Origin of the sequence: Planctopirus hydrillae (genome assembly GCF_001707835.1) — a bacterium.
Classification (GTDB): Bacteria; Planctomycetota; Planctomycetia; order Planctomycetales; family Planctomycetaceae; genus Planctopirus; species Planctopirus hydrillae.
The window spans coordinates 73,933-91,028 of the sequence record NZ_LYDR01000033.1 but is presented as its reverse complement, the minus strand read 5'-3'; the positions used below and the strand labels follow the sequence as shown (position 1 = coordinate 91,028).

At 53.9% G+C, this 17,096-nt stretch carries 10 protein-coding genes; 5 read left to right on the top strand and 5 right to left on the bottom strand.

Going from position 1 to position 17,096, the window contains the following annotated elements; genetic code table 11:
* The first annotated feature begins 15 nt into the window (after window positions 1-15).
* Window positions 16-612, top strand: coding sequence for a hypothetical protein (locus A6X21_RS02710; protein WP_068845973.1), 597 nt, complete (start codon window positions 16-18; stop codon window positions 610-612).
* Window positions 613-677: 65 nt separating this feature from the next.
* Here the strand turns inward: A6X21_RS02710 and A6X21_RS02705 are convergent, their stop codons facing one another.
* The 3 genes from A6X21_RS02705 to A6X21_RS02695 all read right to left on the bottom strand — a co-directional run bounded on the left by A6X21_RS02705 (window position 678) and on the right by A6X21_RS02695 (window position 4,118).
* Window positions 678-1,901 (bottom strand): dipeptidase, encoded by a 1,224-nt coding sequence (locus A6X21_RS02705; RefSeq protein WP_083233355.1) that lies wholly within the window; start codon window positions 1,899-1,901, stop codon window positions 678-680.
* Window positions 1,902-2,115: 214 nt separating this feature from the next.
* A complete protein-coding gene (dps, locus tag A6X21_RS02700) occupies window positions 2,116-2,658 on the bottom strand; it encodes a DNA starvation/stationary phase protection protein Dps (RefSeq protein WP_083233354.1) in 543 nt (180 codons plus the stop codon).
* Between the two features lie 122 nt (window positions 2,659-2,780).
* Window positions 2,781-4,118: a glycosyltransferase family 4 protein gene (locus A6X21_RS02695; RefSeq protein WP_068845971.1), complete on the bottom strand. Its 1,338-nt coding sequence runs from the start codon at window positions 4,116-4,118 to the stop codon at window positions 2,781-2,783.
* A gap of 347 nt (window positions 4,119-4,465) precedes the next feature.
* Between A6X21_RS02695 and A6X21_RS02690 the strand changes: the two genes are divergently transcribed.
* Complete coding sequence (locus A6X21_RS02690; protein ID WP_165603665.1) at window positions 4,466-7,081, top strand: ComEC/Rec2 family competence protein; 2,616 nt, start codon at window positions 4,466-4,468, stop codon at window positions 7,079-7,081.
* A 568-nt stretch (window positions 7,082-7,649) separates the two neighbouring features.
* Here the strand turns inward: A6X21_RS02690 and A6X21_RS02685 are convergent.
* Window positions 7,650-8,549 carry an alpha/beta fold hydrolase gene (locus A6X21_RS02685; protein ID WP_068845969.1) on the bottom strand — a complete coding sequence of 300 codons (900 nt, stop codon included), beginning with the start codon at window positions 8,547-8,549 and terminating at the stop codon, window positions 7,650-7,652.
* Between the two features lie 920 nt (window positions 8,550-9,469).
* Here A6X21_RS02685 and A6X21_RS02680 point away from each other — a divergent pair.
* Window positions 9,470-10,486 (top strand): DUF1559 domain-containing protein, encoded by a 1,017-nt coding sequence (locus tag A6X21_RS02680; protein ID WP_068845968.1) that lies wholly within the window; start codon window positions 9,470-9,472, stop codon window positions 10,484-10,486.
* A 525-nt stretch (window positions 10,487-11,011) separates the two neighbouring features.
* Complete coding sequence (locus tag A6X21_RS02675; RefSeq protein WP_131818156.1) at window positions 11,012-11,377, top strand: transthyretin-like family protein; 366 nt, start codon at window positions 11,012-11,014, stop codon at window positions 11,375-11,377.
* Between the two features lie 285 nt (window positions 11,378-11,662).
* Here the strand turns inward: A6X21_RS02675 and A6X21_RS02670 are convergent, their stop codons facing one another.
* Window positions 11,663-12,706: a DUF1573 domain-containing protein gene (locus tag A6X21_RS02670; RefSeq protein WP_068845966.1), complete on the bottom strand. Its 1,044-nt coding sequence runs from the start codon at window positions 12,704-12,706 to the stop codon at window positions 11,663-11,665.
* Window positions 12,707-13,175: 469 nt separating this feature from the next.
* Between A6X21_RS02670 and metH the strand changes: the two genes are divergently transcribed.
* Complete coding sequence (gene metH / locus A6X21_RS02665; RefSeq protein WP_068845965.1) at window positions 13,176-16,961, top strand: methionine synthase; 3,786 nt, start codon at window positions 13,176-13,178, stop codon at window positions 16,959-16,961.
* The last annotated feature ends 135 nt before the right edge of the window (window positions 16,962-17,096 follow it).

Below are 17,096 nucleotides of genomic sequence, written 5' to 3'. Positions count from 1 at the left end.
GAGTGTGTGGCTCTTATGTCGTCTTTAGTCGAAGCCTCGTTTGCAGCAGCATTAAATTCCGTGCCGACTTCCGAGTCGCCCGAAACATCCGCCCAGATTGTGCTGGTGCGGGCTGGTCGCATGCCTGAAGTGGAGCGTGCAGTTGTCAGTGAAGGTCTCACTGTCCAGCGGGGCGATGTCGTGATCCTCGAAACACCACGCGGCCCACTCTCGGGCCGGGTGCTGGAAGATATTTCGAAAACATGGCGCCTCGTGCCGCATGAAGCTCTGCCGGCGATCACCATTCAGCGGCGTCCCACAGAAGATGACGAGGTTGCAATTCGCGAGCTCGAATCGCTGTCAGCCCAGGAGTTCATGCCCTGGGTCATGCGTATCCGAAGCTGGAATCTGGATCTGGAGTTGATTGATCTGGAGAAGACGCTGGATCGTGAAAAGTGGATTCTCTACGTTCTGGCTGGCCGCGGCCCCGACTGTACCAAGCTGGCCCTTCAGGCTGCAGCGGCTGGTTTTGGGATTATTGAAGTTCAGCCGATTCAAGCCGAAGGAACACGCCCGAAAGAGGAAGCGAAAGGTTGTGGAACAGGTGGCGGAGGCTGTGGTTGTGGCTCTTGAATTGACATCTTCCAGCATTGCCCCCAGACCAGCCTGAGTATAGCTATGTTTGCCTGCAGTTGAACTTATGGCTGTTTCGAACTTTTCGCGACTTGTTCCGCTTCTTTAAGGACTCTCAAGATATTGCCGCCGAGGATGGCATGGATCTGGGGCTTGGTGAAACCTCGGCGAATGAGTTCCTTTGTGAGATCCGGATACTTTGAGACATCTTCGAGTCCCCGGGGAAGCTGGCGGACTCCGTCGAAATCACTGCCGATCCCCACATGTTCGACACCGGCCACTTTGGCAATGTGGACGATATGGTCGACGACATCGTCCAGAGTGCCGACATCTTTAGGATTGGCTTTGAGCCTTTCCGTCGGAACGATGTAGCCGGACATGAAATTGACCATGACGATGCCGCCATTGGCGGTGACTCGTTTGAGAACCGCGTCGGAGACATTGCGCGGGTGATTGCAGATCGCTTTGGCAGAGGAATGGGAGAAGATGACGGGGGCTTTCGTGATGTCGAGTGCATCGAGCATTGTCTCTTCGGAGACATGCGAAAGATCAACGAGCATTCCCAGTCGATTCATTTCGCGGACGACTTCTTCGCCAAACGGAGTGAGACCTCCATGTTGCGGTTGATCAGTGGCGGAATCGGCCCATTCGATCGTCTTCGAATGGGTTAACGTCATGTAGCGAACGCCCTCACGATAAAGTTGCTGCAAAATGGGGATCGAACATTGAATGGAATAGCCTCCTTCCGCTCCCATGAGTGAGGCGATTTTCCCTTGCGCGACAATTCGTTCGATATCGGCTGAAGAGTAGGCCAGTTCGAGTTGATCGGGATACTTCTGAGCGAGCTTCCGGACAATCTGGATCTGTTCGAGAGTTTGCGTCAGAGAAGTGCCCTGCTGGTAAGTGTCGGCGGGAACATAAACCGACCAGAACTGAGCCTTTAACCCCGACTGTTTCAATTTCGGAAAATCGGTATGGAGCAACGGTTGCGGCACCGTGAGATCGAGTCGATCGACAGAACCTTTGGCGAGTTTATGGATCTGCCAGGGGAGATCGTTATGTCCGTCGAAGAGCATGCCCGAGAAATGAATCTCGCGGGTCAGAGCATCGAGTTCTGCTTCGCTGAGAGTTCTGGCTGCTGAGGCTGTGTCTGATGAGGCTTGGGGAGCCGGAGATACCTCGCTGGCAAGCAGATCAGTCGTGAGAAGACTGAGTAGAGCCAGAATAAGTCGCGGAGAAGTGTCTAATCGTGAGACTTTTTTCAGGAACGATATCTGACAATGGATCATTTCGTTTGGGGCCTGAGATTGTTCGTTGTCGGATGGATCACAAATCAACGATGAAAGTGCTTGAAAAAATTATGGCGCGAGCAGCCATCTGTCATGACGATGAATCTAAATCAACGCATTCGAAAACGAAATAAAAAAGCAGCATGGCCAGTCAATTGTTGGCCATGCTGCTGCTGACTTTAAGATGTTCCGGTCACTTACGGGGCCATTGTGATTACCCGATCAAATGCGATTCGAGGAACCACAACTGCTTATCGGTTTCACGGGAGATGCCTGTGAAGAGGTCGGCCGTATCGGCATCGCCCGCTTCATCCGCAGTCTCGATGGCGGCTCGGGCCGCTTTGCCGAAGTAGGCAAAGGCAGTCACCAGAGCCTGCAGATGATCCTTGCCCGAAGTGATACTCGTTGAGTATTCGGGAAGTGTCGTGGCTTTGGCAACGTACTGAGTCGTCCCATAGGCAGTACCACCCAAAGCGACAGCCCGCTCAGCAATGTCATCAACAAAGCCATCCACAAGATCACGCAGTCCATCGAAGAAGAGATGCAACTGCATGAAATGCGGCCCCTTCACATTCCAGTGGGCCTGCTTGGTCTGCAGTGCCAGGTCGATGGCCACTGCCAGTTGTGAGTTCAATAACTCGACCATGGCAAAACGGACATGTTCGGGCAGGTCGTTCTTGGTGGGATGCATGGATAATCCTTTTCTGGTGAATCTAACTTTGGTGGATCTAACACGGAATCTGCAGGATTCACGGATTGTTGAATCACTCGAATTTCAACGAAAGCGAAATCTGTGCCTGATGGAATTACCTGGATCTCGTCAGGTTTCTAACAGATTTCCGCCTGTGTGAACTGATTTCTCGTAGAGAAATCTCAAGTTTATGTGGCCGAAGTTTGTCCAGACTGCTGTTTGAGCAACCAGCCTGAGAGGAGTTCTTCAGTCGCCTGGCCGAGAGCTGTCAGATCGTGGTGATGATGAAGTTTCGCAAAACCGGCAGCGCCCATTTGCGTTCGTAATTCCGGTGAGCAGAGAAGCTGTTCAAGTTGATCAGCGAGATCAACAGGGTTATCAGGCGAAAAGAGCAGCCCGCCAGCTTGTGAATAGCCATCTGCAGGAACAATCTCCGGGAATGCACCATGAGCTGGTTGAACGACTGGCAGACGGTGAGCCCACGCTTCGAGCAGAAAAATCCCTTTGGGCTCACGATAGGTCGTCGGAACAGAAAAGAGATCGATCGAACGGAGAAAGGCATTCTTTCCCTGAATCGAAGGTGGACTCCCTTCGTATCGAAAGCGGTCTTTCAGTGGGTTGGCGCGATGCTGGACTGCCTGAAGATAATCTCGCTGCGAAGGGGGAAGATAGCCGGCGGCACGAATCTCAAAATCAAGGCCACGTTTGGCGAGAATCAGGCCCGCTTCAATGAGTTGATGGAGGCCTTTTTCAGGGCAGATCCGGGCAAAATATCCAATGACAGGCCGCTGGCTGCGAGCAGGAAATGAGGCGCCATGTTCGACCTGTTCCATCAGGCGTGAGGTATCGACAGCTAGGGGAAGCCGGGCGAATTTCTGCAGATCGAGGTTGAGCATGGTCGACATGTGCCGGGCGTAGTAATCACTCTGGGTAATATAGGCATCAAACAGGCTGGCATTGGCGGTGATCTGCTCGATCGCTTGTTCGCGATACTCCGGGAGGAGGCCATCGAGGAAGATGTCGTCTCCTTGCAGCATGCAGAAGATCGGCCCGCTAAAGCGGCTCCGCAGATTGACCAGGGGCCCGCTCATCAGGGCATTACTGAAGAAAACAGCGTCCGGGCGATACTCGTTGACGATAAAGCTGGCGAGCTCTTCAAAGCTGTTCGTATGTGGCCCATGGGCACCACGTAGCATCGAAAGAGCGAGTTCGCCAAGCTCTTTCGCCTCATTACTGACCGAAAAACGCGAGGCCAAAGAGAGAATCTGTGGATGATCGAGCCACTTGCGTGTCCAGCCCGGGAGCCTGCTGATTAAAGGATACTTCTGTTCGAGATAGAGATTAATACCTCCAATAAAGATGCGAGAGGTTGTCGGCGGTTCGTCGTCGAGTGTGAGTGGTGTGTAGCAGGGAATCAGCGTGGCTTCGTGCCCGCGGGCCATCATCGATTTGGCCCAGGTACTGTCGTGCAGGCAGGAGCCGCAGAACATGCCTGCGCCACCGGCAGTAATCATCGCCAGACGCATGGTCTCTCCATCATGTGATGTCGTCGGGGCATAAGGTGTTGACAGCGATCATTTTCATTCTGGCGGTCGGGTGAATGAATCTGCGGAACAAATGTTCCTCCAACCAGACTCCTCTGAGTATAGTCAGCAGGCACACAGATTCTTACAGGTTTGTGAGGGAAGTTGCTTCAACAGTGCTGTTGACTGGCCTCGGGCACTCTTTGGAATGAGTAGCACTGAGTCAAACAGCGGTGGCACTGAGTCAAACAGCAGTGGCAGGTTCTACAGCACCGGTCGATTCACACAGCCAAGGTCGATTGACAAAGGAGAGGCAGAGCGATTTCGTCATGGAACAGCAGTCCAGATCAATGACTCCAGCGGAGGAAGAGCCTCCATCGCGTCGGCCATCCGTTTTATGGGGCCGAGTTCCCGCATTGGTCGCGGCAGGAGCTATGGCCTCGGGGATCGTTCTGCAGGAAATCCTGGGCCTGGGAGTTTGCTTGGCTGGTGCCGTCGGAGTGTTGGTCTGTCTGATAGCCTGGCGCATCAGCCTTCAGCGGAAGCATGACACTTCTGGACGTAAACTCTCTCAATATGCGTCTGGCTTTTTGGTTGCCGGTGCACTGCTGGCACTCGCAAGTGCGGCTGGCTTGTGGCATGAGGCGACATGGAACTGGACGAGCCGGGATTCGTTGAGCCGCCTGGCGGATTTGCGTTCGCAAGGTGTTTGCCTCGAGGGGATTTGCCGCTCGACAGTCTTGGTGGAGCGGATACACTCTTCGTTTTCAAAATCTTCGCCCGTCGCGATGATGGTTTCAGGTTCTATACCTGCGGAAGCAGCGAATGTTGGAGCAGAATCAGATCGGGGGGCAAATGGAGAAGCGGCAAGTCAACGTGTGATTTCACGATTCGTGTTTTCCGTCGAGAGCCTTGTTGCAGGGCGTGAGCATCGCCACGTGTCTGGAGATGTACAGGTCGATGTGGAAGGTGAAACGCGAATTTTTCAGCCGGGAGATCGCCTGCGGATCTACGGCAAGTTAAGTCGTCCTGCACCGCCGATGAATCCGGGAGAGTTCAATTATGCGGACTGGCTTTATGCTCAGGGGATCGTAGGGCATGTGAGAGTTAAACATCCTGAGGCGGTCGTACAGACCAGCGACAGGATTCCGGTGAGTTGGAGGCTGCGCCGCGGGATGTCGTGGCTCCGTCAACGGGGAGAACGCAGTCTTGAGCAGGTGATTGTACGTTCGTCACTCGAACTGGCCAGCAGCATTTTGCTGGGTGGTCGGCAGCGTCTCGATGCCGATCTGCGAGAATCGTTTGTACGAAGTGGTTTGCTCCATATTCTGGCCGTTTCAGGCATGAATGTGGGGTTGGTCGTCTTATTGATCATGACCCTTTCCAAGGGGATGATCCGGCATCCCTGGGGGTTGGCTGCCTGTGGATTGGGAACGATTACGCTGTTTCTCATGCTGGCCGAGAATGATCCGCCCGTCGTGAGAGCGGCTTTCTTTGGAAGTGCCTGGATTCTCGGTAGCCGCTGGGCAGGGGTGGTTGAACCTCTGAACGTCCTGGGGCTGACGGCGGTGACGTTGATGATTCTGAGCCCGCACGATTTGTTGCAGTTAGGCTTTCAACTTTCGTTTCTGGCGGTAGCCACGCTGCTGATTGTGGCACGCACGATGGGGAAACCACAGATCAGTCAAAATCAGTCTGAAGGGGTTATGGCTCCTACCGGCTGGCGGACGATCCGGGGGCACAGGTGGTTGGCAATGCTTTGGCAGTTGATGATCGCTACCTTTGTAATCTGGTGTCTGACGACACCATTGATTGCTGCCACATCGGGTGTGATTTCGCCTGTTGGTCTGATTCTCAATATCGCTCTGGCACCGCTGGTCCCCATTATTCTCTGGAGTGGCTATATCACGTTGCTCCTGGGGATGATTCATCCGTGGCTGGCGATCCCTTCCGGATGGGTTTTCGACTGGTCGCTCTATTGGCTGATCGACGTAGTCGATCAGGCGGCTGGATGGAGTTACGGTCATTTTGTGCTCTCACCACTCCCGGTGGAATATGCTTTGATCTTCTACTCAGCCGTGGCGGGGATGCTGCTCTTCCGGGTGCATCGAGTTCGCGTGGTCATGCTGACGCTGGGCCTGGGAGTGATCTGGCTGGCGTTAGGATACTGGCCTCAGGAGCGGCCTCTACGTTTGACTTTCCTGTCTGTGGGGCATGGATTAGCCGTTCTGGTCGAGACTCCCGACCAGAAGATGTGGCTGTATGATGCGGGTTCTTTAGGGCAGGATCGAAGGGCCGCACGGGTCATTGGCCAGGCCATTCGACATTACGGATCAATCCAGCTCGATGCCGTGACGATCTCTCATGCCGATGCCGATCACGCGAATGCCATTCCCCGATTAACGCGCGATGTGAGCATTCGCTGGCTGGGAATGCCGAAAAGTGCGGCCGATCCTGACCAGCGAGTGATTGGTGAAGCTGTGGCGGCTGTGGCTTCTCAAGGGGGCATCATTCGACTGGTGCAAGGTGGGCAGAAGTTCTGTCTGTCTCAAGACGTGGAGATCGAGTTTTTGTGGCCTCTGGTCAATCGCGAGGAACCGCTGTTTTCGCGTAAGACGACCGATAATTCGGAAAGTCTGGTGGCGAAAATTACCTACCAGAATCGGGTGATTCTGCTGACCGGTGATCTCGAAGGTGAGGGGCTTGTCCGGTTGTTGGAGACACCACCAGGCATGGTCGATGTGCTGCTCGCACCGCATCATGGGGGAAAACGCAGTAATGTGGCTGCCTTGAACCAGTGGGCCCGACCACAGCATGTGATTTCCAGTCAGGGTCCCGGGGATGTGACGACAGGGCTCGAACAGACATTTGTCGATTCCAAGATCTGGGTCACTTCAAAGCAGGGGGCGATTGTTGTTGAGATTGACCTCGCGGGAGTTGTGACCGTTCGGTCTCAGCTCCCTTGAATAAAGACTTGTCTCATACGGATCCCAAGAGATCATTGCGACGAGTGTGCCGGCTCGGAGCAAGCATGCTTGATCGACGGGTGGCCCGGCCAACTCGTGCCCAACTCACCCATACGGGTTGTCGTGCAAAGCCACGACGACAAGAAGCCGCGCCATGCGTTTGCCTTGCCACCGCTGTTAACCTGGTCTCGGATGGCTCGCGAAAGGGTGTCACGACGCTGGAGCCCCAAAAATCAAAACAGTGAGTAAGGGCGTGGTCTTCGCACTTCAACGTCTCATTTGGTGTCAGGCAGGGTGGCAAGGGGCGGATGTCTTCATCCGCCTCTTGGCCAATCAAGGTCACCTGCACGAATGCATCCGAATCATGCACTCACGAATTCCAAGCCAATTCGTTAAGAACGATCAATGTCTCATAACCTGGGGGCAAACGAGGACGTTTGACCCCAGCCACGCAGTCTCCAGCCCAAGCGCAGATCAATAGGCAGAAAAAGTTGTGTGTAAAAGACAGCAGCTCGGAGCAGGGATGCTTGATCGACACGCCAGACGCATTTGATTTCCGGGATCGGTATCAGACCGCCTGCTCGAATCGTTTGATGAGTGGAGCAATCATGGCTTCGACGAAGACACGATTGACACAACTCAGGTGACCACCGGTATGAAACCAGCGGGTAAACGACCAGTCGTAGGCGACCTGGTGAAAGGGAGCACCATCCCCCTGGCTGGCGGAAGGATGTTGAAAGCCCAGCATGCCACTGCAGGGGGAGTATTTCCCGTCGAAGGTCCCCAGGAGAATCGTGCCGGCACCGACAAAAAAGACATCCAGCGGCGAATAGAAGTGCCAGATCCCATGCGTCACTCCTTGCCGAGCCCTGGTGAGGTCGTACTGTGTGGAGACAGCGGGCGCGATGAGAACTGCGGCCGAGATTCGGGATTGAGGCCCGAGGAGTTCGAGAATCCGTAAGGCCATGCCACCGCCACCGGAATGCCCTACGAGTGTGACAGGTCTGCCGGGGTAGCGGGATTGATAGTTGCGGATTTCATCCGCGATGAACTGCGCCACCTTCCAGTTACGGCGATCTCCCCGGAGATGATAAAGGAACAGAAAATCCCAGCCGGTGGTCCAGTCGATGGTGCGAATGGCCGAGCGGACTCCACCGTCGAGGAGGCCGCAGGCGGTGCCGAGGTTGAGAAAGCTGAAGCTGTCGATTCCGGGGAGGATAATGACCAGCCCATGTTCGAGTCGATCCGCCGAGGTGTGATTGGCAAAGCGACGCGGGACAAATTTTCCCAGGGGGGAAATCAAAAAGGTGAACGCACAAAGCGTCCCCCGCAGCCAGGCTCCCGGCTTGGGTTTCTGAGCCCAGTGAGGCATACGGGTGTTCATGGGGTGTGGTTTCGCAGGCGTGGTTAACTCGCAGCCCGAAGTGTCAGTGGTGCCTTTCTGACCTTGCTCTGGGAGTCGGTGCATGAGCAGATTGTCTCAAAACAATGTAGCAGCTGTCGACCTGGAGGGCGATGAATGGGTTTGCGATGTGGAGGGAGTTCATTGGACTTAGCTGGATGCACGAAAAATCGGGCTAGAACCGACGCCTTGCGTGGAGAAAGGAATTCCCTATCAGCGTGTGAGGAGAGTTGTCAGACACCAAGAGTATCAGAGTGGTTATGAATGTTGTGATCACAAGCTGCATTTGCAAACAAGATTCATTTGTTGATGGCGCAGGGAGTTAAGAAGAGTATCCGTTCGATTGTTGAGACAGATATTGCTATGGCTTGTGATTCTTGTGACGACGTATGTTGGTAGTTGCACTTATTGCGCGCAGGGTCGCACCGGGATTGTGCGATTCTGTGTGAATCGCTGGCATCTCAAGCCACGAGAAAAGCAATTATCAGCCATTCATCTGTCGGGAAAGATCAATATTCATGATGTCAGAATAACTCTTATAGTCAACGTTATTGATGAAAAGTACCAGGAGATACTCCTTGGTTCACACTGACAAATCCATGCTTGATAGAGCTTACGTGCATCCAGAAAAGTTCCGCAAAAACTCGAAATTCTTGCGAAATTCACGAAGAATTTAGCCTTGCGAGCAATGTGCCCGACCCTGGCTTTTCTTTGAATCGTGTCAAGATCAAATGCTTCTGGTTTTGTGATCCGAGAGTTGCGGTACCGAGTGACCTGAAGATTCCTTCGTAAGTCGCCGCGTGGCGCAAATTCCCGGCTCACGAATTTGCCGGACGTCATGGCATGGTAATTGCCTTGGTGGCGAGGCGTGCTGCATTCTTCTGCAGCTCTCACTTCTGTAACGCCCTGTATGCCGCTGCTGTTCAAAAGCAGCCGGTCGGGTCTCTCATTTCGTTTCTTTTCTTTAGCCTTTTGGGAGTGGTCTTATGGTTTTCTCTCGTTCCGGTTTTCCCGGTGTTTCGCCAGCTCGAAGAGGATTTACGCTGATTGAATTGCTGGTGGTGATTGCCATCATTGCAGTGCTCATTGCACTGTTACTACCAGCTGTTCAGCAGGCCCGTGAGTCTGCACGTAGAACACAGTGCAGGAATAACCTCAAGCAGCTCGCGCTTGCGGTTCATAACTTTGAGAGTACCTACGGGCGTCTTCCAAGTGGTCCTTTGAACGATGCGGGAACCCCTGCACTGGCTCACCCACCTTCCACTGCCTCAAGGGTCAGTACACTCGTCCATTTACTGCCTTATATGGATCAGGCTCCGTTGTTTAATACAATTGATCCTAATCAACTCAATCCGGACATTCTGCCACCCAATCAGACGAACTGGTTCTGGGATGCGGGATGCAATCGCGCGGCAGCCACTTTGATTCCGGGATTTATCTGTCCGTCGGATTCAATGGCCAATCAGGATCCTACCGCCCAGGTGGTAATCGGTCTTTCCTGGATTCAGACATCAGGTGGCGGGTCACGAAGTCTTTCGTTCTTCGCTCCCACGACTGTTCCAACCTCTGCGACAGGGTTACCAGCGAGCAGTTTCAAACGTAGCAATTATGCGATGTTTGCCGGGGTCTACGGTGATGTCTCCGGTTGGGGGTTGTATAAAGGGATTGCGTGCAACCGCAGCAAAAAGCGGATGAGAGATATTTCCGACGGTACGTCGAACGTGATGATGTTCGGTGAGCAGATTGGGGGCATCACTACGCAAGGTTCGCTCGCAAGTAGCATGAGCTGGATGGGTGCCAGCGCGAAACTCACTTTTCCAGGTATGTTCCTTGCCAACCCAGCCACAGCTGATGCATGGCGTTTCTCCAGCGCTCATGATGGGATGATGCACGTCGCGATGTGTGATGGTTCAGTTCGTGTGCTGAACGCGAACATGAACACAACGGTCTTCCAGTACTATTTGGCTGGCGCCTCAGATGGAAACAATGTTGGGGAGTTCTAAGGTAATTATTTACTTCTTGGATGTGGAGTTTCATTGAATATAAGGATTGGTATGAATCATTGTTGGTATGTAGCGCTCGGCGTTGTGCTGATAGTTTCTGTGGTTGGTTGTGGTTCGTCGCCTCCCGCGCCTGTTCCATCAAGCGGGCCGGTAACGACGGAGAGCCCCCAGGAGGCTAAAGCAGATGCTGATACACCTGGCCCACTTCCCGAATAGTGGGGATAATTTCAGAAGGAATAATTAACCCTTGCATGTTAGCAGCCTAGACAGTGTTTTTCGCCGTCTAGGCTGCTCTGCATATTGGCTCTCGTACTTCAGTTTATAGCGAGTAATCTTTGGCGGACATCCGCTTATCCTCTTCTGTGAATAGAAAATATGACCAAGCCTTACACCGTAGAATTTAATCTTCGGAATGTATCTTTGCTTGACAGGTTGCGCGATGCTCTCAGTCTCTACACGCGACGACTGGCCGTCTTGATCTTCTTGTTGGGGCTGACATCCATAGGATGCTGGTCTGGAAGTGGGATGTCACCAGTCGAAGGCATCGTGGAGCAAAATGGAAAGCCCGTTCCTGCTGCGTTCGTATTCTTCAGGCCGGAAAAAGGAAAATCCTCAGCCGCGACAACGGATGCCAATGGACGATATGTTCTTTCATCTGTTTCGGGAGAAATGCAGGGTGCGGTTGTGGGGTCACATCAGGTGACGATTACGCTTGGCATTTCGCCAGAACCGGTTTCTGACGGTAAGACGGTTACGAATGACGGTGCGTTGAAACTTAGTCAATATGTGCTCCCGGAACCTGTGATCGTGAAGTCGGGAGGCAACAATATCCTGCTGGTTATCCCAAGCGAAACGTCTACATCCTCTACGGAGCCAACTCCTGAAAAGTGATATCAGGGTAAAAGTGATATCAAGGTGGGTATGTCAGCCCTGGCCCCCGTTTAATGATCAAGTGGTTCAGGCTTCACAAATGACCACAATGTGCCGCATGCGATTATGCACTGTTGTAACCGCAAAGACACTAGAGCATTCCCGTATTTTCGGACCTTTGTGGCTGTGATGACTCGGCAGATCTTGTTATTAACGATACTATTGTCAACTTTTCAGTGCAATCGCTTGAGATTCCCGCGAAAAATTCTGGAAGTGTGGTCACCAATTGCGTGAGTCATGTGGTTGCTATTTTCGCAACCCGTGCGACTGGTGTTTGTCTTTCGGGTCTTCAGCACTCCGCCCCTGGATCATGACGGGGACTTTCAGAAAGCGTGTTTCAGGATCAGTCGTTTCGATTTCAATCAGGGCATGGTGGCGGCCGGGGGGGAGTTCGGCGACGACGGTGATGTACACGATCTTCTCGTTGGGCTGGTGAGCTTCTTCCCCCAGAAAGGGATCTGAATGACCGGCTGATGATCGAGTCCGTGAGCTATTCGTCTTCGCTGTCGCTTCGGGAATCGGCTCTTTCTCCGGGATGGGAGTCAGCGAAGGTTTGTCTGCGGGGGTGATGTTTGCCGGGCTCAAGGCTGAGACAGAGGGGGCTGTCTCTTTCGATTTTTGAGCAGGTTGGATCTGTTCAAGTGAAAAGCCTTCTGGAGGTGTCAACGAAGCTTTCACAAAAGGGGAACCTGTCCGCAGACTGAGAATCTCGACCTGGTGTCCCCGGCTGTCGTGAACAAACAGAGGCTGTGTCGTCGGCTGGTTGCTGAGTTGGTAGACGATCAGTGCCGGTGGACGGACACTTAACCGCTGCTCCGGCAGATGCAGGCGGAAGGTGAGCCGGTCGGTTCGCGACTGCGTATCGCGATAGACGACATCGCAGAAGAATTCTTTCTCACCCGGCGTTTCGTTAGCGGGCTGCATGCGAAGATTGATCTGTCCTGCTTCGCCGGGGGCATAGACCTGTTTATCGAGGCGAGGCATCAGACAGCCGCAACTGGGGATCAGTTCTTGAATGGTCACCGGGACAGTGCTGGTATTGCGAAAGCGAAACGTGGCACGGAGTTCGTCAGCCGGACGCACCTTGCCCAGATCGACGGCATATTGCGAGAAGGCGAGTGCCGGGCCTGCTGGTAAAGCCTGCTTCCAGGGAGTGGGCTGGCTCCAGAAAGGGGCAGCCCAGGCCAGTGCTGGGGGGGCCATGACGACCAGGCACAGAACCACAGCCAGGGGCAGGTTCCCGCGAGTCGAATTGGTTCTGGATGGTACTGGTAGGGAAGCTTGTGACATGGGCTGAATCACTCAGGCAAAAGTACGTGGCAAAAGTACGGGGCACAGGTCGTGGAGGTCGTAACCTTGAACTCCAGATGACCTTGCTGAGGCCGAAAAGTAGACGATGGAATAGCTGGAAATGGCTTTTTGGTGAAGATCACTCGGGAGAGGAACGCCGGTTTCCAAGGAATTTTGAGCGATGGTTGGCGTTGAAAACTCGCCCTGAATCGATCTGTGCAGGCGGGTTGGAGTGCCAGAACACGAGATGAGTCGCTAAAATGAGGTATGGAGAGCACTTGGAGGCAGGTGCTGACCGGGTGGCCGCAGGGGAAGGTCGATGGATGATTCCCTGGCAATTTCTGAACTGATACTTTGCCGTAACATCCAAGGGTGTTAAGTGTTGCGGCGAAATTCGGTGTTCAGATTGGCGGTGCTGCTGCCCTTGGAAATTATCGGTAATACTCATTGAGACTGGCTGATCTGACGCATGGTTGATACTTCCCGCCCCGGACTGTTTGAGTCGCTTCTGGATGATCGCATTCTGATTCTCGACGGGGCGATGGGTTCGATGATCCATCGGTTCGAGCCGACTGAGGCTGATTATCGAGGTGAGCGTTTCCGGTCGCATTCGATCGATTTGAAGAACGCCTCGGATGTGCTGGTGCTGACCCAGCCCCAGATGATCCAGTCGATCCATCGGCAATACCTCGAAGCCGGTGCAGATATCATCGAGACCAACACGTTTGGTGCGACGGAACTCATGCTTGATGAGTTTCATCTGGGGCATCTGACTCATGAGATGAATATCGCAGCGGCGACCCTGGCGCGCGATGTCTGCGACGAGTTCACGAAAAAAAATCCTGCCAAACCTCGATTTGTGGCGGGGAGTATCGGGCCGACGAAGTTCCAGCTTTCGTTCAATGCCGATAAGCCCGGTTATCGGCCGGTCACTTTTGAACAACTGGCGGCTTCGTACGCCGGGCAGGTGCGGGCCTTGTTGGATGGTGGCGTTGATCTTCTGCTGCCGGAGACATCGTTCGACACGCTGAACATGAAGGCCTGCCTGTATGCCATCGAGCAGGTTTTTGCGGAACGGGGAGTGCGCATTCCTGTGATGGTGAGTGGCACCATTTTCCAGGGGGGCGTGACACTGACCGGGCAGACGATGGAAGCGTTCTGGGCAGCCGTTTCACACAATCCCATGACCAGCGTGGGCTTGAACTGTGCACTCGGCCCCAAGCAGATGCGGCAGTATGTCGAGACGCTTGCGAACACTGCGACCAGATACATCAGTTGCTATCCCAATGCGGGTATGCCCGACGGCATGGGTGGCTTTGATTCCACACCCAGCGAGTTTTCGGGTGTCATTCGCGAGTTCGCTGAAAATGGGTGGGTGAATATTGTGGGTGGGTGCTGTGGCACGACGCCCGAGTTCATCCACGCAGTCGCAAATGTCGTGAAAGGGGTTGCTCCGCGCAAGGTGCCCAGCGAGAGGCACTGGTCGGTTTACAGCGGGTCGGATGTCCTCAAGATTCCGGCTGCCGATGCGGTGTTCGACGAAGGCCAGCCGGCACCGAACAGATCGTTTCTGATGATTGGTGAGCGGACGAACGTGACAGGTTCGAAGAAGTTCGCCCGACTCATTCGCGAAAAAAAATACGAAGAAGCTCTCACCATTGCTGCCCAGCAGGTGGAGAACGGCGCGAACATGATCGACGTCAACATGGACGAAGGTCTGCTCGACAGCAAAGCGGAGATGGTTCATTTTCTGAATCTGATCTCTGACGATCCGGCCATCAGTAAAGTGCCGGTCATGGTGGACAGTTCGAAGTTCGATGTCATTGAGGCGGGGTTGAAGTGTCTGGCCGGTAAGGGGGTGGTGAACTCGATCAGCCTCAAAGAAGGGGAAGAAAAGTTCCTCGAACATGCCGGCATCATCCGCAAGTATGGCGCAGCCGTCGTGGTGATGGCGTTCGACGAGGAAGGGCAGGCGGCAGACAAAGTCAATAAAGTGCGGATCTGTCAGCGTGCGTACAAGCTGTTGACAGAGAAGGCCGGGTTCCCGCCGGAAGATATTATCTTCGATTGCAACATCCTCACCGTGGGTACGGGGATGGAAGAGCATGCGAATTACGCGGTCGAGTTCATCGAAGCGGTTCGCGAAATCAAGGCCACCTGCCCCTATGCGAGAACCTCTGGCGGTGTGAGTAATGTTTCGTTCTCCTTCCGCGGGAATGAGCATGTTCGCGAAGCCATGAATGCCGCTTTCCTATACCACGCCATTAATGCCGGGCTGGATATGGGGATTGTCAATGCCGGCCAACTCGCCGTTTATGACGAGATCGATAAAGAGCTGTTAACCTACGTCGAAGACGTGCTGCTGAATCGTCGACCGGATGCGACGGAGCGGCTGATTGCCTATTCGGAAGAACTCAAGGCGCGTGAAACACGAACGGATGACAGCGGCCCGGTTGTCGAAGCGTGGCGCAGTGAATCGGTCGAAGAGCGGCTCAAGCATGCTCTTCTCAAAGGGATTGCGGACTTCATCGATGAAGATACCGAAGAAGCCCGGCTCAAGTATGGTCGACCACTGAATGTCATTCAGGGGCCGCTGATGGACGGCATGAATGTCGTCGGCAAGCTCTTTGGTGAAGGAAAGATGTTTCTGCCGCAGGTGGTGAAGAGCGCCCGCGTTATGAAGAAGTCTGTGGCCTATCTGCAGCCCTTTATGGAAGCGGAGAAAGAAGCTCTGGCTGCCAGTTCTGAGGCTGCCGGTGAAACCACGGTCGCAGCGGAACCCACTTCGACGAGCCGGGGCAAAATTCTGATTGCCACCGTGAAGGGGGATGTGCACGACATTGGCAAGAACATCGTGGCAGTGGTTTTGCGCTGCAATAACTTCGAAGTTCTCGATTTAGGGGTGATGGTTCCCTGCGATAAAATTCTGGACACCGCGATTGCCGAAGGTTGCCAGATTATCGGGCTGTCGGGATTGATCACGCCGTCGCTGGATGAAATGACAACCGTCGCTAAAGAAATGGAACGGCGCGGGTTCAAGATCCCTCTCCTGATTGGTGGGGCGACCACGAGTGCGAAGCATACGGCAGTCAAGATTGCGCCCCATTACTCGGCACCGACAGTTCATATTGTCGATGCCTCGCTCTCTGTCCCTGTTGTCGAGAACCTGCTGGATGATGAGCGCCGTGATGAATACTTGAAACAACTGGCAGCGAATCAGCAGCGTGATCGAGATACCTACGGGCATCTGCAGAAGCGCACTCTGGTTCCGTTTGAAGAAGCGTGCCGCCGGCGGTTCCAGACCGATTGGAAGACCGTAAGGATTGATACGCCGGACTTCTGGGGCGCGAGAGTTCTGGATGATTTCCCACTCGAGAAACTGGTGCCATACATTGACTGGTCACCATTCTTCATGACCTGGGAATTACGCGGGAAGTATCCCAAAATCCTGAATGATCCAGCCGTTGGTGAAGAAGCCAGCCGGGTCTTCAGTGATGCCCAAAAGCTGCTCGACCGGATCCTTAAGGAGAAACTTCTCCAGGCCAGGGGGGTGTACGGTTTCTGGCCGGCTCAGGCGGATGGTGAAGATATCGTGCTGTACTCACCAGAAAGCGTGTCGGCTGGAAAACCCGAGATCATCAAACGCTTCCCGATGTTGCGTCAGCAGTGGGAGCGAGTCGGCCAGAAAGAATTCCGGTCTTTGGTGGATTACATCGCACCGGTTGAAAGTGGGCGGATGGATTCGCTGGGGGCTTTTGCTGTGACCACAGGGATTGGCTGCGACGAACTCGCGGATGAATTCCTGCACAAACAGCATGATGACTATCTCTCGATCATGACGAAGGCTTTGGCCGATCGACTGGCCGAAGCTTTTGCCGAATATCTGCATCATGAAGCTCGTCAACACTGGGGCTTTGGCCGTGAGGAATCGCTCTCAAATGAAGAGATGATTGAAGAAAAGTACCGTGGGATTCGGCCTGCCTATGGCTATCCTGCCTGCCCGGATCATACGGAAAAGGTCCCGCTGTTCGAACTGCTGGACGTCGAGAAAAACACAGGCATCAAGTTGACGGAAAGCTATGCGATGCACCCGGGGGCGGCTGTGAGCGGTTTGTATTTCGCTCATCCAGAAGCCCGCTACTTCTCGGTCGATAAAGTGACCAAAGATCAAATTGAAGACTATGCACGACGCAAAGAGATGTCGGTTGCAGAAATCGAAAAATGGCTCATGCCCAACCTTGGCTACGACAACTGATGGATCGTAAAAAGGGTTGCGGAAGTCGAGAAATCGTGGAGTTAGACTTGTGATGTGCGGGCCAACCCGCCATCTTCGACAAGGCAATCGAGATGCTTACCTGATGATGACTGCGATGTTCAGTCGGGCCGTGAG

Coding starts and splice junctions, on each gene's coding strand:
- A6X21_RS02675 (WP_131818156.1), top strand. CDS start 11,012: ATGTCACCAGTCGAAGGCATCGTGGAGCAAAATGGAAAGCCCGTTCCT.
- A6X21_RS02680 (WP_068845968.1), top strand. CDS start 9,470: ATGGTTTTCTCTCGTTCCGGTTTTCCCGGTGTTTCGCCAGCTCGAAGA.
- A6X21_RS02690 (WP_165603665.1), top strand. CDS start 4,466: ATGACTCCAGCGGAGGAAGAGCCTCCATCGCGTCGGCCATCCGTTTTA.
- A6X21_RS02695 (WP_068845971.1), bottom strand. CDS start 4,118: ATGCGTCTGGCGATGATTACTGCCGGTGGCGCAGGCATGTTCTGCGGC.
- A6X21_RS02710 (WP_068845973.1), top strand. CDS start 16: ATGTCGTCTTTAGTCGAAGCCTCGTTTGCAGCAGCATTAAATTCCGTG.
- metH (WP_068845965.1), top strand. CDS start 13,176: ATGGTTGATACTTCCCGCCCCGGACTGTTTGAGTCGCTTCTGGATGAT.
- A6X21_RS02685 (WP_068845969.1), bottom strand. CDS start 8,549: ATGCACCGACTCCCAGAGCAAGGTCAGAAAGGCACCACTGACACTTCG.
- A6X21_RS02705 (WP_083233355.1), bottom strand. CDS start 1,901: ATGATCCATTGTCAGATATCGTTCCTGAAAAAAGTCTCACGATTAGAC.
- A6X21_RS02670 (WP_068845966.1), bottom strand. CDS start 12,706: ATGTCACAAGCTTCCCTACCAGTACCATCCAGAACCAATTCGACTCGC.